19 protein-coding genes are annotated in these 20,512 nt (G+C 69.9%); 11 read left to right on the top strand and 8 right to left on the bottom strand.

All coding sequences use genetic code 11. The annotated features are described in order from the left end of the window. Nucleotides 1-22 precede the first annotated feature (22 nt). Complete coding sequence (locus tag EV192_RS26885; protein WP_243727092.1) at nt 23-586, top strand: Uma2 family endonuclease; 564 nt, start codon at nt 23-25, stop codon at nt 584-586. Here EV192_RS26885 and EV192_RS26880 read toward each other — a convergent pair. The 3 genes from EV192_RS26880 to EV192_RS26870 all read right to left on the bottom strand — a co-directional run bounded on the left by EV192_RS26880 (nt 546) and on the right by EV192_RS26870 (nt 3,540). Beyond that, nucleotides 546-1,592: a quinone-dependent dihydroorotate dehydrogenase gene (locus EV192_RS26880; RefSeq protein WP_424923386.1), complete on the bottom strand. Its 1,047-nt coding sequence runs from the start codon at nt 1,590-1,592 to the stop codon at nt 546-548. The genes EV192_RS26885 and EV192_RS26880 overlap by 41 nt on opposite strands. Before the next feature lie 278 nt (nt 1,593-1,870). Further along, nucleotides 1,871-2,692, bottom strand: a complete 822-nt coding sequence (locus EV192_RS26875; protein WP_132120190.1) for a DNA-formamidopyrimidine glycosylase family protein — start codon at nt 2,690-2,692, stop codon at nt 1,871-1,873. Further along, nucleotides 2,692-3,540, bottom strand: coding sequence for a ParA family protein (locus EV192_RS26870; RefSeq protein WP_132120188.1), 849 nt, complete (start codon nt 3,538-3,540; stop codon nt 2,692-2,694). Before EV192_RS26870 ends, EV192_RS26875 begins: the two co-directional genes overlap by 1 nt. A gap of 71 nt (nt 3,541-3,611) precedes the next feature. Between EV192_RS26870 and EV192_RS26865 the strand changes: the two genes are divergently transcribed. Continuing rightward, entirely contained in the window at nt 3,612-4,322 is a 711-nt protein-coding gene (locus tag EV192_RS26865; RefSeq protein WP_132120186.1) for a class I SAM-dependent methyltransferase, read from the top strand. Here the strand turns inward: EV192_RS26865 and EV192_RS26860 are convergent. Further along, a complete protein-coding gene (locus EV192_RS26860; protein ID WP_165960625.1) occupies nt 4,319-4,645 on the bottom strand; it encodes a DUF202 domain-containing protein in 327 nt (108 codons plus the stop codon). The two genes, EV192_RS26865 and EV192_RS26860, sit on opposite strands and share 4 nt — an antisense overlap. After that, nucleotides 4,642-4,992: a YidH family protein gene (locus tag EV192_RS26855; RefSeq protein WP_243727091.1), complete on the bottom strand. Its 351-nt coding sequence runs from the start codon at nt 4,990-4,992 to the stop codon at nt 4,642-4,644. The genes EV192_RS26860 and EV192_RS26855 overlap by 4 nt, the downstream gene beginning before the upstream one ends. Nucleotides 4,993-5,191: 199 nt before the next feature. Here EV192_RS26855 and EV192_RS26850 point away from each other — a divergent pair, with 199 nt between their 5' ends. The 4 genes from EV192_RS26850 (at nt 5,192) to EV192_RS26835 (ending at nt 10,091) form a co-directional block, all read left to right on the top strand. Beyond that, entirely contained in the window at nt 5,192-6,463 is a 1,272-nt protein-coding gene (locus EV192_RS26850; RefSeq protein ID WP_132120180.1) for a DNA polymerase IV, read from the top strand. 350 nt (nt 6,464-6,813) lie between these two features. After that, nucleotides 6,814-7,224, top strand: a complete 411-nt coding sequence (locus tag EV192_RS54055) for a DUF742 domain-containing protein (RefSeq protein ID WP_165960624.1) — start codon at nt 6,814-6,816, stop codon at nt 7,222-7,224. 145 nt (nt 7,225-7,369) lie between these two features. Continuing rightward, the gene (locus EV192_RS26840; protein ID WP_165960623.1) at nt 7,370-9,337 is read left to right on the top strand and encodes a S53 family peptidase; all 1,968 of its coding nucleotides are present in this window, start codon (nt 7,370-7,372) and stop codon (nt 9,335-9,337) included. A gap of 364 nt (nt 9,338-9,701) precedes the next feature. Next, on the top strand, nt 9,702-10,091 hold the full coding sequence (locus EV192_RS26835) for a DUF3040 domain-containing protein (protein WP_132120176.1): 390 nt from the start codon (nt 9,702-9,704) through the stop codon (nt 10,089-10,091). Nucleotides 10,092-10,234: 143 nt separating this feature from the next. Here the strand turns inward: EV192_RS26835 and EV192_RS26830 are convergent, their stop codons facing one another. From EV192_RS26830 to EV192_RS26820, 3 genes are read right to left on the bottom strand one after another with little or no spacing between them, the layout of a single operon-like run. Then, nucleotides 10,235-12,652: a transglutaminase TgpA family protein gene (locus EV192_RS26830; protein WP_132120174.1), complete on the bottom strand. Its 2,418-nt coding sequence runs from the start codon at nt 12,650-12,652 to the stop codon at nt 10,235-10,237. Beyond that, nucleotides 12,652-13,896, bottom strand: coding sequence for a DUF58 domain-containing protein (locus EV192_RS26825; protein WP_424923385.1), 1,245 nt, complete (start codon nt 13,894-13,896; stop codon nt 12,652-12,654). Before EV192_RS26825 ends, EV192_RS26830 begins: the two co-directional genes overlap by 1 nt. A gap of 27 nt (nt 13,897-13,923) precedes the next feature. Continuing rightward, the gene (locus tag EV192_RS26820; protein ID WP_207926248.1) at nt 13,924-15,036 is read right to left on the bottom strand and encodes an AAA family ATPase; all 1,113 of its coding nucleotides are present in this window, start codon (nt 15,034-15,036) and stop codon (nt 13,924-13,926) included. Nucleotides 15,037-15,754: 718 nt separating this feature from the next. Here EV192_RS26820 and mraZ point away from each other — a divergent pair. From mraZ to EV192_RS26795, 5 genes are all read left to right on the top strand, one after another. After that, nucleotides 15,755-16,186, top strand: a complete 432-nt coding sequence (gene mraZ, locus EV192_RS26815) for a division/cell wall cluster transcriptional repressor MraZ (RefSeq protein WP_132120170.1) — start codon at nt 15,755-15,757, stop codon at nt 16,184-16,186. Nucleotides 16,187-16,365: 179 nt separating this feature from the next. Then, a complete protein-coding gene (rsmH, locus tag EV192_RS26810; RefSeq protein WP_132120168.1) occupies nt 16,366-17,325 on the top strand; it encodes a 16S rRNA (cytosine(1402)-N(4))-methyltransferase RsmH in 960 nt (319 codons plus the stop codon). Further along, a complete protein-coding gene (ftsL, locus tag EV192_RS26805) occupies nt 17,322-17,990 on the top strand; it encodes a cell division protein FtsL (RefSeq protein ID WP_207926247.1) in 669 nt (222 codons plus the stop codon). Before rsmH ends, ftsL begins: the two co-directional genes overlap by 4 nt. After that, entirely contained in the window at nt 17,990-19,966 is a 1,977-nt protein-coding gene (locus EV192_RS26800; RefSeq protein WP_132120166.1) for a peptidoglycan D,D-transpeptidase FtsI family protein, read from the top strand. The genes ftsL and EV192_RS26800 overlap by 1 nt, the downstream gene beginning before the upstream one ends. 75 nt (nt 19,967-20,041) lie before the next feature. Continuing rightward, nucleotides 20,042-20,470: a hemerythrin domain-containing protein gene (locus EV192_RS26795; RefSeq protein WP_132120164.1), complete on the top strand. Its 429-nt coding sequence runs from the start codon at nt 20,042-20,044 to the stop codon at nt 20,468-20,470. Nucleotides 20,471-20,512: the final 42 nt, after the last annotated feature.

Here is a 20,512-nt window from a genome sequence, read left to right as displayed (position 1 = left end):
GTCGGAGGAGGTAGTGCGCACCATGGAGACAGTCCCCGCGTTTCCTTCTGGCAGACCGCTGACGCGGGCCGACCTGGAGTCGATGCCTGATGACGGGCACCGTTTCGAGTTGGTGGACGGGGTGCTGGTCATGAGCCCGTCGCCCCGCCCACTCCACCAGCGCGCCGTGGCCCGGTTGCTCGCGGCGCTGACCCTCAGTTGTCCAGCCGACATGGAGGTCCTGCCCGCGCCGGTCGACGTGATCCTGGCGGACGACACGGTCCTTATTCCCGACGTCATCGTGGGCAGGCGGGAGAACTTCACGCTTCGCGGCCTGGAAGGCCCACCCGTGCTCGCGGTCGAGGTGCACTCGCCGAGCACGCGGCTCGTCGACCTGGAACTCAAGCGCGCCAAGCTTCAGGAGGCGGGCTGCCCGAACTACTGGCTGGTCGACCCGGACATCCCCACGCTGCGCTGCCTCGCGCTGCGGGGCGACCGCTACGTGGAAACGCATTCGCTCGCCGGGGAGGAGTTCGCCGATTTGGCCGAACCGTACCCGGTCCGGCTCAGCCCGGACTCACTGGTGAATCCTTACGGTATCGACTGATCCGCCGGACGAGACCCGGTCCGCGGTAGATGAAGCCGGTGTAGATCTGGACCAGGCTGGCGCCCGCGTCGAACATCCGGGCCGCGTCGTCGACGTCGAGGATCCCGCCGACGCCGATCACCGGCAGCCGTCCACCCGTCTGCTTGTGCACGAACTCGACCACCTCACGGGCCCGCTTCGTCAACGGCCGCCCGCTCAGGCCGCCGGCCTCGTCGGCGAACCGCAAGTCCCGCGCGGCGATGCCGTCCCGGGACAGGGTGGTGTTCGTCGCGATCAGGCCGCTGATGCCGTGCTCCTCGCACACTTCGAGGACTTCGCCGATGGCTTCGTCGGTCAGGTCGGGCGCGATCTTCACCAGCAGCGGCCGAGGCTGCGAACGGTCCCGCTCGGCGAGCGCCGCGCATTCCAGGGTCAACTCGGCGACCAGTTCGGCGAGTGCCTTGCGGTCCTGCAGGCCGCGTAGACCAGGCGTGTTGGGGGAACTGACGTTGATCGCGAAGTAGTCGCCGTGCGGGTACAACGCCCGCAACGAGGCCCGGTAGTCGTCCACGGCTTCCGTCAGCGGGACGATCTTCGACTTGCCCAGGCTGATGCCCAGTGGCACGGACGGCTTCCGGCCGGCCAGACGCCGGGCCAACGCCTCGGCGCCGGCGTTGTTGAAGCCCATCCGGTTGATCACGGCTTCGCTGTCCACCAGCCGGAACAGCCGCGGCTTCGGGTTGCCCGGCTGGGGCAGTGCGGTGACCGTGCCGACCTCGACGTGTCCGAAACCCAGTGCCGGCCACGCGGCCAGGGCCGTGCCGTCCTTGTCCATGCCCGCAGCCAGCCCGACCGGGTTGGGGAACCGGACGCCGAACACCGTGGTGGGCGCGTCGACGTGGAAGTAGCGGCGCAGCGGTGCGAGCGCGGGGCCGGTCCTGGCGAGAATCGCGGTGGTCCAGTGGTGGGCCACCTCGGCGTCTCCGCCGCCGAACCGGAACAGACCCCGTTTTATCAGCTCGTACACGGCTCTCATGCTGCCCTGCCGCGGAGACAGAACAACCCCCGGGGTGACTCCCTGTGCCGAAGGGCACAAGGCCCAGGATTGGACTTTCCTGGAAACCCCGAGGGCCGGTGACTGCTGTGGATTCGCCGACCACCGCCCGCGTCACGGCAACGGTGTGAGGCCGTTGTCTTCCGTGTTCGAGAGCCGGCAAAAGCCTGTGGTGGTCCTAACGGACAGCCACCTCACGTGTCCTGTTGGTATACAACTTTGGACCACCTCCTTTCTCGTGTACCTGAAACCTATTGGCTTCCCGGGTGGTCGGACAACCGGTTTTGTCCCGGCTGGCAGACCGGGCAGAACCAGGTCCGCCGAACCTCCAGGCCGGCGCCCTGGTCGGCCACGCTGATCCGGCCGCCGCACTTGAGGCAGCCGCGCCGGGTCTGCTCGTACACCCACAGCTTGCGGTGCCGTTCGGGGAAGCCGGTGGTGTTCCGGTCCAGGCGCGCGGCGTTGCGGGACAACAGCTCGCGGCTCAGCCGGACCGCCGTTTCAGTGTCCACTTCGGACACCGGAGCCCATGGCGAGACGCCCAGGAGAAAGCACACCTCGGCCTTGTAGACGTTGCCCACACCGGCCATCACGGTCTGGTCCAGCAGGGCGACGCCGATCTCCCGGTCCGGCTGGGCGGCCAGCGCGTCCGATGCCCGCCGCGCATGCTCCGCCGACCATTCCGGGTCCAGCAGGTCCGGTCCGAGGTGGGCCACGCGCCTGTCCTCACGGTCAGTGCGCAACAACTCCATATCGTGAATACGGACCCCGAGCGCCTCGTACTCCGCATTGGCCAGCACCGCCCGCACCTGATGCGCGGGCGCCCGCCACCGCCCGCCCGCTCTGTGCACATCCCACGAGCCGTCCATACGCAGGTGGTTGTGCAGGCTCACGCCGTTGTCGAACTGTACGAACAGGTGCTTGCCGTAGGTCCGTACGCCGGAGACGGTCCGCCCGGCCAGGTCGGTCGTGGACAGCCGGGGATGACGCAGCTCGCCCCGCTTCAGCACCCGGCCCGCAAGCGCTTGCCTCAGCACGTGGCCGGTGTGGAAGACCGTGTCACCTTCGGGCATCAGGTGTTGGCGGCCTCGTCGTCGTCGCTCTCTGGCCAGGCGAACTCGTGGTGCCGCCCGCGCCGGCCCGATCGCAGCACCCGCGCCAGCACCAGGTTGAACGCCAGCGCGACCTCACGGGCTCCCGGCGTGCCCCACTGGTGGATCGGCATGCACGCGCCCTGGGCCTGCTGCACGGCCAGCCGGTCCGGCAGGGCCACCGGCATGACGAGCGAACCGAAGTGCTCGCGTAGCTCCTGGATCCGGAACTGGTGCTCGTACGAACGGGGCCGCACCCGGTTCACCACCACACCCAGCGTCGCCAGGCCCTCGTTGTACTGCTCCCGTGTCTCGGAGATCGCGTCGAACGCGCGTTGCGCACCGGAGACCGCGTACAGGGTCGGCTCGGTGACCAGGAGCGCGCCGCCCGCGGCGACCAACGCCGACCGGGTCAGCCGGCCGAGCGACGGCGGGCAGTCCAGCAGGACCAGCTCGTACGGCAGTTCGCCCTCTTCGATGAAGTGGTTGACCTCCTGCAGGGCGCGGCCGAGGTTGCCCAGCCGCCGGGCGCCCGGGTTGGGGTGGTTGAGCTCCTCCACGTCCTCGGAGCCGACCAGCACGTCCACCCCCTCGCCCCACGAGCTGGTGGTGATCGCCGCCTGGACCACGGGGAGCCGGGGGCTCTCCAGCACGTTCGCCAGGGTCATCTCGGTCTCTTCGGGGTCGAGCGTCGCGGTCGCGTTGCACTGTGGGTCCAGGTCGACCACCAGGGTCCGCGCGCCACGCCGCAACGCCGCCGAAGCCAGGCCGAGCACCACCGTCGTCTTGCCGACACCACCCTTGAGGCTGAGCACCGCGACCGTCTGCACCCAGGAAGCGTACGGTCTGGCGGCAATCCCCGTCTCGGGTCCCGCCCACCTCACGTTTAGGCTGTTGAGACATGCGACCAGATGCTGTGCGCCGCGCGCTGAACGCCGAACTGGCCGCCGTTCGTGAGCACCGCCCGCCGCGTGTGCTGGACGTCGGCGGCGGCAGCGGCGTGTGGGCCGTGCCGCTGGCTGTGGCCGGCTGCGCGGTGACCGTGGTGGACACCAGCCCGAACGCGTTGGCCACGTTGCATCGCCGTGCCCAGGACGCCGGGGTGCTCGAGCAGATCACCGCCCTGCAGGGCGACAGTGACGCGCTCGCCCAGGTGGTCCCGGGCGGCTCGTTCGACCTCGTGCTGGGGCATGGCGTGCTGGAGGTCGTGGACGATCCCAAGACGACGGTGTCAGCCATGGCCGAGGCGGCCGCGCCCGGCGGCCTGGTGTCGGTTCTGGTCGCGAACCGGTACGCGGCGGTCATGTACCGCGCGATTACCGGCCGTCTCGTGGACGCCCGCCGGCTGCTGGACGACCCGGCCGGTCAGCTGCCGGAGGAGTCGCTGTCGCGCCGGTTCGACGTGCCCGGCCTGACCCGGCTGCTCGTCGACGGCGGCCTGACCGTCGAACTGGTGCAGGGGCACGGTGTGGTCACCGACCTCGTGCCCGGCGCGGTGCTGGAGGGCAACCCGGGTGCCGCGGACGCGTTGGCCCAACTGGAGCTGTCCGCCGCCACGACCCCGCCGCTGCGGGACATCGCCGCCCGGCTGCACGCGCTCGGCCGCCGTTAACGTCCCAGCAGCACGAAGGTCAGCCCGAGAAGTCCGGTGAGGACGGTCATGGCCGTCAACAAGGCCGGGAGCACTCCGCCGGGCAACGGCTTGCCGTCGACGAGACGGTCGTCGCTCGTGCGGTAACGCCGCCACGCCAGCGTGCCCACGCTCAACCCGAGCACTACAACCACGACGAGCAGGACGAGCGCGAGCTGCATGCTGTCGCGCGCGACAAGCCTGAACGTGACCAACGAGACCGCGACCGGAGCCACGCAGGTACGTAGCCACGCCAAGGCGGTCCGTTCGATCTGGAGACCGGTGTCCCACGGTGGGCGGCTCAAACGATCACCAGGACGCACGCGAGGACACCGGTGACCGCGAGCCCGATCCCGAGCACCACGGCCATCCATGGCGACGGCAGCGGCTGTCCCAAGCGCATCGCCCGCTCACACGCGATCCAGTGCTGGAACGCGGCCAGGCTGCACGCGATCCCGGTGAGCAGGAGCACGATGGCGACCACGAGCTGCAGGACCCGCCCGCCAGGTGTCAGGGCCGCGACACCCACACCACCAGCCATCAACGCCAGCGACGTCCGGAGCCAGGCCAGGAAGGTCCGTTCGTTGGCGAGCGTGAACCTCGGGTCGGGTTCGTTCCCGACCTCGTAGACACTCCTGGGCCAACGCGTCACGCCATGACCATAAGGGACATGAAGTGCTGACGGACGTGAAGCGCCCTGCTTGGCCGCGCCGATCATTTACGCCCCGCAACACGCCCGACATCGCCCCAGGCACGGCGGTGGCCAGCCCTGAGCGAAGATGTCGGTTGCGTGGTGCGGGGTGGAAATGGTCGGCTTGAGGCGGCCAAGCCGTCCGAGCGAAGCGAGGACAATGGGACGCAGTGGGGACCTGCCGGGCGGGTTGGTGGACCGGTTCCTGGCGCGGGACGGGCAGTGGCCGGACGACACCGGCTGCTCGGTGCTGCACGTCGACATGGACGCCTTCTACGCGTCCGTGGAGATCCGGGAGCGGCCGGAGTTGCGGGACAGGCCGGTGGTCGTGGGCGGGGTCGGTGTGCGCGGGGTGGTGTCGTCGGCCAACTACATCGCGCGCAAGTACGGGGTGCGGTCGGCGATGCCGACGGCCACGGCCCGGCGGCTGTGCCCGGACGCGGTGTACATCCCGCCGACGTTCGGGCTCTACCAGGAGGTGTCCGCGGGGGTGCTGGCGATCTTCCGGTCGGTCACCCCGTTGGTCGAGCCGCTGAGCCTGGACGAGGCGTTCCTGGATGTCGCCGGGGCGTTGCGGCGGTTGGCGCAGTCGCCGGCCGGGGTCGGGCGGCTGATCCGGCAGCGGGTCGAGGCCGAGCACGGGATCACCTGCTCGGTCGGGGTGGCGCCGACGAAGTTCGTGGCCAAGCTGGCGTCCGGCCTGTGCAAGCCGGACGGGATGCTCGTCGTGCCCAAGGGCCAGGTGCTGGACTTCCTGCATCCGCTGCCGGTGTCGGCGCTGTGGGGGGTGGGCAAGCGCACCGCCGAGCGGCTGCACGACGTCGGGCTGGAGAAGGTCGCGGATGTGGCGGCGGCGCCGTTGCCGAGGTTGAAACGGATCATCGGCAACGCCTTGGCCGAGCATCTGCACCCGCTGGCGCACGGATACGACGACCGCGCGGTGATTCCGGAATCGGTGGAGAAGTCGATCGGCGCCGAGGAGACGTTCGAGGTCGATCATTTCGACCGGGCGATCCTGACCAGGGAGCTGCTGCGGCTGTCCGAGAAGACCGCGGCCACGCTGCGCCGGCGCGGGCTGCGCGGCCGGACCGTGTCGATCAAGGTCAGGTTCGCGGACTTCACCACGATCACCCGGTCGAAGACCCTGCTCGTGGCCACCGACGTGACCAGGGAGATCTACCAGGTCGCCAGCCAGTTGCTGGCGGAGCAGACGCCGCCGGGCGCGGTCCGGCTGATCGGCGTGCGGGTCGAGCAGCTCGACCGGGACGGCGCCGAGCAGCTGCTGCTGGACCGTCCGGACAGCGGCTGGCGGGAGGCCGACCAGGCGGCGGACCGGGCGCGGGCCAAGTTCGGCCTCGGCGCGATCCGGCCGGCCTCGCTCCTCGCGGCGGCCCCGGAGCGGTCCGGCGAAACCGAGCCCAAACCCCGCTGACCGGTACACCATCGTATTAATCACTCCATCGGCCCAGTTTCTGTTTCTTCGAAACTGGGATAAAACAGTGCTGAAACGCCGGTGTTACCCATGCCGGGCCGCGGCTGGTTAACGTTTTGGCCTCCTCTACAGATGGTCCAGATGGAACCGGCGCGGGAGATGTGGACGTGGCGGATTCTGACCGGCGCGACAAGACTGCGGTCGGGCGTACGGGAGCGCGCTTCGGCCACGTGTCCTCTAATCCGGGACGCGCAGAGGAGGAGTGGGGTGAGCCCGCCGTGGCCACGGCGAGACCAGGGATCGGCCGGACCGGTGCCAGGTTCGGGTCCGCTCTTCCCGATCATCCGCCGGTGTCGGTGGTTCCGGAGCCGGCCGAGCCCGCGGAGCCGCCAGCACCCGAATGGGTCGAAGTGGATCGCTCGCGCTCGATCGTCCGTCCGTACGCCTGGACCGGCGGCCGTACCGAAACCGCGTACGACCTGCCGATGGAGGCGTTGATCTCGACCAACCGGGCGACCCTGCAGCGGCTCGGGTCGCGGATGACGGTCGACCACCGGGCGGTGACGGACCTGTGCCAGATGACCCGGTCGGTGGCCGAGGTGGCCGCGTTGCTGTCGATGCCGTTGGGAGTCGCCCGGATCGTGCTGGGCGACATGGCCTCGGCGGGTATGGTCATCGTGCACAGGACCGACACCTCAGCGGGCTATGAGCCCGACCTGGCGATGATGGAACGAGTCCTGAGTGGACTTCGTAATCTGTGATCTGGAAACGCTTTACTCGTTCTTTGGAATACCTGAGTAACAAATTGGACGATGTGACGTCCGACCTTCCCAGTGCGTACCGACTGGCATATCTTCGCCACCGCAAGTGATTCCTTGCGAGGGCTTCAGGAAGGGGAATCCAGTCGTGCGTAAGACTCTTGCGCTCTCCGTCGCCTTGGTGGCGATGAGCGCGGCGGCCGTGCCCGCCACCGCGGCGCCGTCCGGTAGATCGGTGATACCGCAGTCACATCCGCAGTGGGCGCAGCCGCAGTCCAAAGTGGCCGACAGTCCGGCGGGCGACCGCCTGTCGTTCCGGGTGTACCTGGCCCCACGGGACCAGCAGGGCGCGGAGGCCACCGCTCAGGCCGTGTCCGACCCGGACAGCCCGTCCTACCGGCAGTACCTGACTCCTGCCCAGGTGCTCGCCCGGTACGCGCCCACGTCGGGCGCGGTCAAACAGGTCAGCGACTGGCTGGCCGGCGGCGGCTTCAGCGTCGGCGAGGTGCCGGCCAACAACGCGTACGTCGAGGCGACCGGCACGATCGACCAGACGCAGCGCGCGTTCGGCGTGCACCTCGGCAAGTACAAGGTCCAGGGCAAGACCCTGCGGGCGTCCGACACCGACCTGTCGGTGCCGGCTTCGGTGTCGTCGGTCGTCGCCGGCGTGATTGGCGTGGACAACGCGATGTCCCTGATGACCCCGAAGCACGTCGGCGGACGGGACGAGATCAACGCCGCGCAGAGCCAGTCGCTCGCGGCGCCCACGGCCGTGCCGCCGCCCGCCGGGTTCCGCAACGCCCCGCCGTGCAGCTCGTTCTGGGCGGAGAAGACCGACATCACCGACCCGGTGTTCAACGGCCAGCACCTGCCGTACGCGCCGTGCGGCTACAAGCCGGGCCAGCTGCGTTCGGCGTACGGCCTGGACGGTCTTGCCACCCACGGCATCGACGGTCGTGGCGTGACGGTCGGCATCGTGGACGCGTTCGCGTCGCCGACGCTGTTCGCGGACGCCGCCGAGTACGCCAAGCGCAACGACCCGGCGCACCCGCTGCGGCCGTCGCAGTTCCGGCAGTTCGTCTACCCGCCCACCCCGGGCCAGGAAGACCCGGACGTGTGTGACGCGGCCGGGTGGTACGGCGAGCAGTCGCTGGACGTCGAGGCCGTGCACGCCATGGCCCCGGGCGCGAACATCTTCTACGTCGGTGGCGCGGACTGCCAGGACCTGTCCCTGGACAAGGCGCTGAACAGGATCATCGCCCGGCACGAGGCGGACATCGTGTCCAACTCGTACGGCAACACGGGCGAGGACATCCCCGCCGACGAGGTCGGGATCTTCGAGCGGATCGCGATCCACGCCGCGATCGAGGGCATCGGCGTGTACTTCTCGTCCGGTGACAACGGCGACGAGTCGTTCCGGCTGCCGCAGCCGTCGCCCGACTTCTCCGCGTCCAGCCCGTGGGTGACCGCGGTCGGCGGCACCAGCCTCGGCATCGGCAGGGACGGCCGCAAGGTCGTGGAGACCGGTTGGGAGACCGATCGCAGCGTGCTCGCCGACGGCACGTGGGGCGCCCCGACATACCTGTACGGCTCGGGAGGCTCCACCAGCCGGCTCTTCGCCGAGCCGTTCTACCAGCGGGGTGTCGTGCCGGACGCGCTGGCCAGGCAGAACCAGACCGGGAACGCCCGCGGCCGGGTCGTGCCGGACATCTCCATGGTCGGCGACCCGAACACCGGCATGCTGATCGGCATCACCCAGACGTTCCCCGAGGGTGCGCACTACGACCAGTACCGGATCGGCGGCACGAGCCTGTCGTCGCCGTTGCTCGCCGGTGAGGTCGCCGTGGCCGACCAGCTGCGTGGGTTCCACCACGGCTTCATCAACCCGGTGCTGTACAAGTTCACGTCGCACACCTTCGCGGTGACCGACGTGAAGCACGTCGACAGCGGCGTCGTGCGGGTGGACTACAAGAACGGGCTGGACCCGAGCGGCGGCTTCAACACCACCGCCCGTGTGTTCGACACGTCCGAACTGACCATCCACACCACGCGCGGCTACGACAACGTCACCGGGCTCGGCGCGCCCAATGGTTCCTTCTTCCTTGCCCTGATCTGACGACCAAGTGACACCCTCGCGAGTGCTCGGGCTCACCCCGGGTGTTCGCGAGGGTTTCACCCTTGTGTCCGCTGCGGCTCATCGCTCGGTCAGATATGGTCACTCTGTGTCATAAGCGCAGGACATGGCACATGAAGCGGTGGCGAACGCCGTTCTTGATCCGCCGATCGCGTCATCCTGCTCGGCGCGCATACTCGTCGTGGTGGCGCCACGTTGGCAAGACCATGCAGCTGTGATGCCAGATCGGGTAGTCGGCGGGCCCCAGGGCTCGTATCCTTGTGGTGACGTCCCAGGGATGGGGCGCCCGCCGGGTACGGCGGCCGAACCGCCCGGCGCCCGTGAGAGCTGTGCCGGAGGAGGAAAGATGCCACTCTCCGAGCACGAGCAGCGACTGCTCGACCAGATCGAGCGCGCGCTCTATGCCGAAGACCCCAAGTTCGCTTCCACCGTGGGCCGCGCGCGACTACGACGTCCATCGCGAAGGCGGCGGGTGCAGGGTGCGGTGCTGTTCGTGGTTGGTGTCGCCCTGTTGGTGCTCGGTGTCGTCGTGCAACAGTTCTGGTTCGGCGGCTTCCCCGCCGTGAGCCTGCTCGGCTTCCTTGTCATGTTCTTCGGCGCACTCATCACGCTGACCGCGATCCGACGCGGCAACGATGCCCCCACGGACGCGGCGAGCGGCAAGAACCCGCCCCGCCGCAGTTCCTTCTCCCAGCGGATGGAGGAGCGCTTCCGCAAGCGCTTCGAACAGGACTAAGAGTCAAGAAACCCCCAAGGGCCGCCTGACGCGACAGGCGGCCCCTGCGCATGTGCCTCACGCATCGCGTTCGATGGCCTCGGCCGTCCGCAAGCACAGCTCCTCACCGAATCGCGGCCCGATGACCTGCACGGCGTTCAGCCTCAGTCGTCCTCCAACGAGGTCCGGCGTTTCCGTGGGCTGAGGACCGAACGCGGCATCAGCTTGGCGCGCAACGCCAACGGCGCGTTGCGGCGCATGCTCTGCCGGACGTTCTCCACCGCCTGCGGCAACGTGGGATCCGGCTCCTGGGTGCCGCCGTACCAGCTTCGCTCGATCACGCCGACGACCGTGCGCAGCCCTTCCCGTCCTTCGTCGTCCAGGCTGTGCTCCCGGACCAGCCGGCGCGCGGTCATCCGCACGGTGTCCGTGTCCGGGATGGTCGCGCCGCGATCCCACGACTCCGCGAGCAGTTCCGCCCACGCTGCCTCGGCCGCGTTCATCGAGCGGCCCGCGACCGTGTGCAGGCGATGTCGTCTCCGGAAGATCCGCGTGAACGCGGGGAACGCCAGCAGGCCGATGAGCGCCACGAGGATCGCGAGCCACCAACTCACCAACGCGCACGCGAACACGAGCGTCAGCAGCCACAGCACGCCGGCGCCGACCGCGAGCGCGCCGACCCCGGACCACCGACGGCGCCTGCCCGTCATGGCCAGGCCAGCCAGCAGCAACCCGCCGATCAGCGCGCCACCCGTCGCGGACACGACCCAGCTCTTCGCTTCCTGGGCCGCCGCGGTGTCCGCCGCGCCACCGCCGCCGTCGTCCTTGGGCTTGGCCTGGGAGTTCGGGCCGTTGTCGGCCGCGCTGCTCTGGGCCGACGAGGAGCTGCCGTCCGGCTTGTTCGGGGCCGCGTTGGTCTGCGGGTTCATGTACGGCGGGGTGTACGCTCGGCCGTCCGCCAACGGTGTCGGGTCCACGGTGACCCAGCCGTACTGCGGGAAGTACACCTCGACCCACGCGTGCGCGTCCTGGGTCGTGATCGAGCGGTAGTCGCTCATCTGGAAACCGGCGGTGTAGCCGATCGCCACCCGGGCCGGGATGCCGGCCGCGCGCACCAGCACCGCCATGGCCGACGCGTACTGCTCGCAGTAGCCGATCTTGCCCTTGAAGAGGAAGTCCACCAACGCGTCCGCGTCGCTCTTGGCTGCGGTCTCGGTCCGGTACTGGAATCCGTTGTCCGGTGAGAAGTACGCCTTCAACGCCCGGACCTTGTCCCACTGGTTGGTCGCGTTCGCGGTCAGCCGGCGGGCCAGCGCGCCGATCTGCGGGTCCAACGCCGGCAGGTCCAGGTACTCGGGCCGGACGTCGCCGCCGGCCGGCCGGGACGCCCGCAGCTGGTCGTAGGTCGGCTGGGACATGTCGGCGAACTCGACGTACGTCGGGAACTTGCGCTGGCGCCGGGAGTACACCGAGCCGCTCGCCTCGTCGAACCGGACGTCCCCGGTGAGGCCCTCGACCCGGCGCGGCGAGCCGAACACCGGCGCCCAGTTGTCCTCCGAGCTGACCGGCTCGATCTCGATCCGGCTGGTCGGGCCCTCCCCGGACCGGCCGGGTTCGAGCGGCAGCTCACCGGACAGCGGACTGCCGCTGGGCATGGCCACGCCGCTGTCCCACCCCTGGTTGGCGACGAACCGCTTCAACGTGGTCGCCCGCAGGTACCGCCGGTCCTCCGGCTGACCGCGGACCCGGAACATCTCCTGGTTGCCCTTCTGGTTCAGCATGCCGCGCAGGTTCGTGAACGGCTTGATCGAGAACCCGCCCGCGCCTGACCCGGACCCGGCGTTGCCGGGCAACTGGCCGACCGTGCCGATGAGGGTGAACGTTCCCCCGATGAACAGCGCCAACACCATGGCCACGCCCACCAATGCGATCGGCGTGCCGACCGAGGCGCCACCGGACCGCGAGCTGCGACCGCGCCACACCTGGTGGCGGTGGGTGCCGTCGACGTACAACAGCAGCGCGTACGAACCCGCGCCCAGCACGAACGACCACCACGGCAACATGTCGTCGGCGAGCGAAGCGGGCACCGCGTACACGCACAGCAGGACCAGACCGCTGGCGGCCGGTGTCCCGGCGGCCACGGCCAGCGCGTCCACCAGGACCGCGACCAGGCCGATCGCGATCACGACCAGACACAGGATCGGGGTGGTCGGCTCGACCGGCGGCACCCCGGTCTGGATCACCGTGACCGCGCCGCGCAGCACGTCACCGATCTGGTCGATCGCCTTGGGACTGGGCAGGAAGCCGAGCACGCCCTCGCTGGTGAACAACGCCACCACCAGGCACATCAACGCGAACAGCTGGGCCACACCGATCAGCAGGATCGGGAACCGCAACGCGCGCAACGCGATCCCGGACCCGGCGACCACGATGATGGCGACCGCGACGTGGCCGATCCACACACTGCCGTCGATCACACCGGCTAACGCGGTCGCCGCGCACAACGTCGTGATGGCCGCGAAGACGGGCGTGACAGTGTTGGACCACTGGTCGACGTGGGCACGGGCGGCGGTCGTGGCCATCAGGACCACCCGCCGGCGTGCATGGCGCCGCGGTTCGCGCTCGCGCGGCACAGGTTCGTCCAGACTTGGGTCATCGGCATGTCCGGGGTGGCGACCACGGTGCTCCAGCCGGCGCCGGTCAGCAGCGCCAGCGCCTTCTCCGGGTCGGTCACGTTCTCGTCGCCGTGCGCCGCCCACGCCCGGGTGTCCAGCAGGATCGCCAGGCTCCGGCTGGACCTGGGCCGGTAGCGGATCAGCTGGTCCACCGACTCCGGGTCGACCGCGCCGAGCACGGCGAGCAGTTCCTGGCCGTGCCCGGGGTCGCCGGCGATCGCGATGTCCCGCTGGTGGGTGGCCTGCAACGAGGCCAACGCGTCCAGCACGACATGGTCGCTGTGCACGCCGTCGCCGCCCTCGGGGGTGATCGACTTGCCGTTCTCGGTCACCAGGCGGATGTTGTGGCCGTGCCGGTGCAGGTGCAGGCACACGCTCGCGGCCATCGACACGGCCCACTCCAGGCTGGCGGTGGGTCCGCCGCCCTTGTGCGCCGACTCACGGTGGTCGAGCAGCACGGTGGTGCCGCCGCGCCACGGCCGCTCCTCCACCCGGACCATCATCTCGTCCCGGTGCGCGGTCGAGCGCCAGTGCACTTTCCGCAGGTCGTCGCCTTGCCGGTAGGGCCGGACGACCGCGTCGTCCTCGCCTTGGCCGGAGTGCAGGCGCACCGAGCCGTCGTCGCCCGCGCCCAGCCCGGACCCGCCGGGCAGGCCGAGCAGTTGGGCCACCCGCGGCACCACGACCAGCCGGTTCACCCCGGCCAGCTCACGGTCGAACTCGGCCAGGCCGAACGGGTCCGTCACCTTCGCCCGCAACGGCCCCAGGTGATGCACGCCCCGCATGGTGGGCTCCACGGTGTACCGCAACTGGATGGCGTTGTTCCTGGGCAGGTGCTCCACCAGGAACCGCGGCCGGCCGCCGAGCGTGTACGGCACGCCGTCCTGCAGCAGCAGGCCGCCGGTCGGCAGGCGACCGGTGCTCCACACGTTCAACGAGACCTCGGCCCGGCCGCCGACAGGCGTCCGCATCGGCGTGATGTGCCGTTGGGTGTGCAGCCCGACCCTGGACCGCGCGGTGAGCACGTTCACCAGGACAGGCATCGCGATCACGAACACGGACACCCGCAGCAGGTCCCGTTCGTTCAGGACGGCCGAGCACAGGGCCGCGGCGAGTCCCGCGGCCAGCAGACAACGGCCACGGGTCGTCATACCCGCGAGCGGCCCAGACACGGTTGGCTACCTACCTCCGCGAACGTCGGAGACCCATTGGGCCGCCGGATCGGCTCCCTGCGGCACCGGCACCCGCTGGAGCAGCCCGCGGATCATGTCCGCGGGCGAGCGGCGAGCGGCCTGCGCCTCGGCCGTGAGCACGAGCCGATGCGCCAGCACCGGGATGGCCACGGAATGGATGTCGTCGGGGACGACGAAGTCACGGCCGGACAGCGCGGCCTGTGCCCGCGCGGCGCGCACGAGGTGCAGCGTCGAACGTGGGGACGCGCCCAGGCGGATCTCCGGCAGCCGTCGCGTCGCGGACACCAGTTCCACCGCGTACCGACGGATCTCCGGCGCCATATGCACGCTACGCACTGCCTGCACGAGGGCGCGCACATGTTCGGCGTCCGAGACGGGCTGCAAGGTCGACATCGGGTCGGCGCCGGCGTGCTCGTCCACCATGGCCAGTTCGGCGGCCGGGTCCGGGTAGCCGATCGACACCCGCGCGGTGAACCGGTCGCGCTGGGCCTCGGGCAGGGCGTACGTGCCCTCCATCTCGATCGGGTTCTGGGTGGCGATCACCATGAACGGCGACTCCAGGCGGTAGGTCTTGCCGTCCACCGTGACCTGGTGTTCCTCCATGCACTCCAGCAGCGCGGACTGGGTCTTCGGGGACGCCCGGTTGATCTCGTCGCCGACCACGATGTTCGCGAACACCGGGCCGGGCCGGAACTCGAACCCGGTGGTCTGCCGGTTGAACACCGAGACGCCCGTCACGTCGCTCGGCAGCAGGTCCGGGGTGAACTGCAGGCGGCTGACCGTGCAGTCGATGGACCGGGCCAGTGCTTTCGCCAGCGACGTCTTGCCGACCCCGGGCACGTCCTCCACCAGCAGGTGGCCCTCGGCGAGCAGGGTGACCAACGCGATCCGCACCACGTCCGGCTTGCCCACCAGCACGCGCTCGACGTTCGCGGCGATGCGCTGTGCGGTGTCGTGCACCTCGTCCAACGCCCGGCCGGTTCGCGGCTCGGGTTGCGGGGGCTGCCCGTTGCGTCCCTGGTGGGGATCGGGCCCCGCGCCGTTGCCCCCGTGCGGGTAGGGGCTGGGCAGCGCGGCAGGCGGGGTAGAAGACGTCACTCGACCTCCTGAAACTCCTCGGTGGCAACCACCCAGATCCCACCGATGCGATGCCCGTACCCAGTCTGCCCGCGCCCGTGGACAGCGGCGGCGGCACAGCCTGACACGAGATGTGTCAAACCGGGGCGAAGTGCTCCGGATTGCCTCTTCAGTATCCGGCACCGCGCCCGACATGCGCATGACACTTCAACCTGGACCATATACACCGGCCGCCCGGTGGGGGTTGCCCGCACGACTGAGCTGACGTGTGTCCGGCCCGGCGGTTGCCCGCGACCCGGTGATTTCCGCCCGATGGGACGTCCTGTCCACACACCAGGGCTTACGCGGGTGAGGGCCGATTGGGTTCACCTGGACCGGCCGCGGCGACGTTCCGTGACATGGTTACCGAGGGTCACCGTCCACCTGACGCTACTCCAGTCGGGTGCCCCACCCCGTTCCCCACATCCACCCACCATCGCCCCACCACCGGCCCGGGCTGCCCACTGTGGACTTCTGAACGGCTTCTGAACAACGGATGGGGTCCCCCGTGCGAGGTTGGCCGCCCCACTGCCCCCCACCTGGGCCGCATCGCGGTTACCTGCGGAAACGCGTCAGTCGACCGGGCGAACAGGACTGGTTCCGCGTTGACTGTGGTGAAAAGTGGGGTACTGTGGCCGCAAGTGGGGCAGACGGGTGCCTCATGGCCGGTCCGCCAGGATCGGTGGGGAGGTGGCAGCCGGTGTTCCTCGGTACCCACACCCCCAAACTGGACGACAAGGGGAGGCTGACGCTGCCGGCCAAGTTCCGCGACGCCCTCGCGGGGGGCCTGATGGTTACGAAGGGTCAGGATCACTGCCTCTACGTCTTCCCCCGCGCCGAGTTCGAGGAGATGGCCCGCAAGGTCGCCGCCGCCCCACTGACGAACGAGGCGGTTCGTGCCTACCAGCGGTACCTGTTCGCCGGCACCGACGAACAGCGGCCAGACGGGCAGGGACGGATCGCGATCGCGCCTGAGCTGCGGCGCTACGCCGGGCTGACCAAGGAGTGCGTGGTGATCGGCGCGATCACCCGGCTGGAGATCTGGGACGCCCAGGCCTGGCAGGCATATCTGGACGAGCACGAGGACAGCTACTCGCAGGCGCGGGAGGAGGTACTGCCCGGATTCTTCTAGGTCCGGATGCCGTGAGGCCTCGGCCCGGTATCGGCCCTGACGCACCTTCCCCGGCGCCAGGTTCGTGATCCCGGGCTGGGACCTGACGGCATCTGTTGTCTTCGAGACACTGTTTTTCGAAAACACTGTCTTTCGGGACACAGCCTAAGGCCCGGCAGTACTGGGAGGGGCGACACACGATGGCACGCGAACACCCGCGGCACGTTCCTGTGCTGCTGGAGCGCGTGCTGGCGCTGTTCGCCCCGGTGTTGTCCGACAAGCCCGCCGTGCTCGTGGACGCGACTCTCGGTCTGGGTGGCCACGCCGACGCGTTGCTGGCCGCGCACCCACGGCTCACCCTGGTCGGGCTCGACCGCGACCCGTCCGCGTTGGCGATGTCACGGGAGCGGCTGGCGCCGTACGCGGACCGTGTCCACCTGGTGCACGCGGTGTACGACGAGATGCCGCGCGCGCTGAGCGACCTCGGTATGTCCACTGTGGATGGTGTGCTGTTCGACCTCGGGGTGTCGTCGATGCAGTTGGACGAGGCCGACCGCGGCTTCGCCTACGCCAAGGACGCCCCCTTGGACATGCGGATGGACCAGACCGCCGGGATCACCGCGGCGGACGTGCTGAACACGTACGACGCCGCCGACCTGGCGCGGATCCTGCGGGACTACGGCGAGGAACGGTTCGCCGGCCGGATCGCCAAGGCCGTGGTCGCCGAACGAGGGCGCGAGCTGTTCCGGACCAGCGGCCGGCTGGTCGAGCTGCTGTACGACGCGGTCCCGGCGGCGAGCAGGCGGACCGGCGGGCATCCGGCCAAGCGGACCTTCCAGGCGTTGCGGATCGAGGTCAACGGCGAGCTGGACGTGCTGCGCCGGGCCTTGCCGGCGGCGCTGGCCGCGCTGAAGGTGGGCGGCCGGATCGTCGTGGAGTCCTACCAGTCGCTCGAGGACCGGCTGGTCAAGCAGGTGTTGGCGGCGCTGGCGAAGTCCACCACCCCGGAGGGTCTGCCGGTGGAACTGCCCGGCCACGGACCGCAGCTGCGCCTGCTCACCCGCGGTGCCGAGCAGGCCGACGAGACCGAGAACGACCACAACCCGCGGGCCGCATCGGTGCGGCTGCGCGCGGCCGAACGAATCAGGGAGGCGTCATGACCGCACCGTCACGGGTGGGTGGGTCGTCCTCGCGCGGCCGCTCCTCGCAGTCCCGCCGCAAACTCGCCGCGGCCGCTGCGGCGGCCGAGGCCAAGGCGGGCCAGGACACCGTGCAGCCCGGAACTGAGGAGTCGACCACCGAGGCATCGCCGCGCGCGCCGCGGCGTCCGCGTACTGCTGCGGCAGAGCGCGCGTACGCACGCCGTGCGCAGCGTGAAGGCCGTGCGCTCGGTGAGCCTGTACGGTCCGCGCCCCGGCAGAAGGGGCAGAAGGCCGAGCGCGGCACGGCTTCGCGCGCGTCGTTCGTCATGCTGGTCATGGGTCTGCTCGTGGTCGGCGTGATCACCACGCTGTGGCTGTCCACTCAGGCCATCGCTGACTCGTACCGGCTGGACCAGGCCAAGAAGGCCGCCGCCGAGCTGTCCGAACGCGCCGAGACGCTGGAACGGGACGTGGCCGGGCTGGGGTCGGCGTCGACGCTGGCCGACGAGGCCGCCAAGCTCGGCATGGTGCCGGCCGGCGACCCGGCCCGGCTGGTGGTCAACCCGGACGGCACGGTCACCGTGGTCGGCGACCCGAAGCCGGTGGCCGGCCCGCCGGCCCCGCCGCCCCCGTCCGACCAGCCCACCCCGGAGCAGCCGGCGATCCCGCAGGGGAACGGCTGATGTCGGACCAGTGGGACCCGCCGCGCCGGAAAGCGCCGCCACGCAAGACCGTGCCGCCGAAAGCGGGGCGGCATCCGGTGCGCAAGCCGATCCGGGAGCCGATCCGCCGGCCGGAGCCGCAGCGCCGCCGGCCGCCCAAGCGCGCGCGCCTGGGCGGCAACCACCGGCTGCGGATCATCGGCGTGCGGTTCGCGTTGGTCGCCGCGTTGGTCGCGGCCGGTCTGAAACTGGTGCAGGTACAGGGTTTTGAGGCGGCCGCGTTGTCGGCCAAGGCGAACAAGCAGCGCGTGCGCAACGACCCCGTGCCGGCTCAGCGTGGCGACATCGTCGACCGCAACGGGGTGAAGCTCGCGTTCAGTGTGGACACCAAGACGCTGGCGTGGTCGCCGAAAGTCGCGAAACAGGGCTACGAGAAGGCCAAGCTCGACTACGACACGCGGATCCAGGCCGTCGCGGCGAAGATCAAGGCGGTACTCGGCGACGCGGTCGACGAACGGGCACTGCTCGACAAGATGCGGTCGGACGGGTTCAGCTACCTCGTCGACAACGTCACACCGGCGCAGGAACGCCAGATCACCAAGGCGTTCCCGGAGGTCATCGCCGAGAACCGGGCGGTGCGCGAGTACCCGGGCGGCGACCTGGCGTCCAACATCATCGGCTTCGCGAACTGGCGCAGCGAGGACCAGGACGTCAAGAAGCACAACATCCACGGCCTGTTCGGCCTGGAGAACGACAAGGACAGCGTGCTCGCCGGTGAGCCGGGCAGCCAGACCGTGGACACCCAGGAAGGCGCCGACGGCGTGATCATCCCGGGCACGGTCCGCGATGTCCGGCCGGCCAAGGACGGCGCGAACGTCGAGCTGACCATCGACGCGGACGTCCAGTACGACGTGCAGCGCAAGCTGACCGACTACGTGGCCAAGTCGGCCGCGAAGGGCGGCTCGGTGGTGGTCATGGACGCGCACACCGGCGAGGTGTACGCGCTGGCCAACGACAAGAACTTCGACCCGACCGACTCCAAGGGCCCGAACGGGCTGGGCAACACGCAGCTGACCGCCAACCCGGCCGTGACCACCCCGTACGAGCCCGGGTCGGTGAACAAGGTGGTCACCGCGTCGTCGGTGATCGAGTTCGGCATCGCCAAGCCGGACGACCCGATCACCGTGCAGGGCACCCACAAGGTGGCCGACCGCACCATCCGGGACGCGTGGCCGCACGGCCCGCTGCGGATGACCACGACCGGTGTGTTCGCCAAGTCGTCCAACGTCGGCACCCTCGACCTGGCCGAGGAGGTCGGCCCGGACCGGTACGCGGAGATGCTGAAGAAGTTCGGCCTCGGCCAGAAGACCGGCCTTGGCCTGCCCGGGGAGAGCGCGGGTGTGGTCCCGGACCGCAAGCAGTGGTCCGGGTCGACGTTCGGCAACCTGCCGATCGGCCAGGGCCTGTCCATGACGATCCTGCAGATGACCGGGATGTACCAGACGATCGCGAACAACGGACTGCGCGTGTCGCCGCGGATCATCAAGGCCACGATCGACGCGGACGGCACCCGGCACGAGGAACCGCGGCCGGAAGGCGTCCGGGTGGTCAGCGACCAGACCGCCCAGACCGTGCGGGACATGCTGCGCGCGGTCGTCCAGAAGGCCCCCGGCGGCCAGAACGGAACCGGCCCGGCCGCCGCGCTGGCCGGCTACCAGATCTCCGGGAAGACCGGTACCGCGCAGCAACCGGAACCCGGCGGTGGCGGCTACAGCCAAACCCTGTACTGGATCACGTTCGCCGGCATCCTGCCCGCCGACAACCCCCGGTTCGTGGTCGGCATCATGCTCGACCGCACCGCCTACACCGACGGCGGAAACCAGTGGGCCCGCTCGGCCGCCCCCCTGTTCCACGACATCGCGTCCTACCTGGCCCAGCGGTTCAACCTGCCGCTGTCCAAGGACCAGTCCCCAGTGGTCCCCCTGGTGCTCAACTAGACTGGCGGGCAGCGTCGCGTGTACCCGGCAGCAGACCACCGTGGACATGGAGGCGCGGTACGCACAGGGCATATCTTGGATTCACCGGGCCGACTCGCGGCTTTCGGCACCCAGCTCACCGAAGTCCACAACTGGCTGCGCACCGAACTCTCCCGCGTCCGCTCCGGCATCGGCGCACGCGACCTACGCGCCCACTGCCTGACCTTCTGCGCGGCCGTGACCCGTCACCACACCGGCGAGGACACAGGCGCGTTCGTCACCCTGGCCCGGCACTACCCGCAGTTGCGGCCGGTGCTGGCGGAGTTGACCCGCGACCACGAGCAGATCGCGGAACTGCTGCGCGCGTTGGCGGACGCGCCCATTCCCGATGTGGTGGACGGGGTGGCGGCTTTGCTGGAGTCGCACTTCTACTACGAGGAGAAGAAGATCATTGACGCGCTGAACTCGTTGGACGTCCCGGAGTGGCGTGAGTCCCCGCCGGACTTCCTGAAACGCGCCGACTAGACAGCGTCTACCTGGACATCAGTTGGCTGGACGGCTGACGAT

The organism is Actinocrispum wychmicini (genome assembly GCF_004345645.1).
In the GTDB taxonomy this organism is placed as follows: Bacteria; Actinomycetota; Actinomycetes; order Mycobacteriales; family Pseudonocardiaceae; genus Kibdelosporangium; species Kibdelosporangium wychmicini.
Note: the sequence above shows the minus strand (reverse complement) of the source record. Positions and strands in the feature narration are given on the sequence as shown.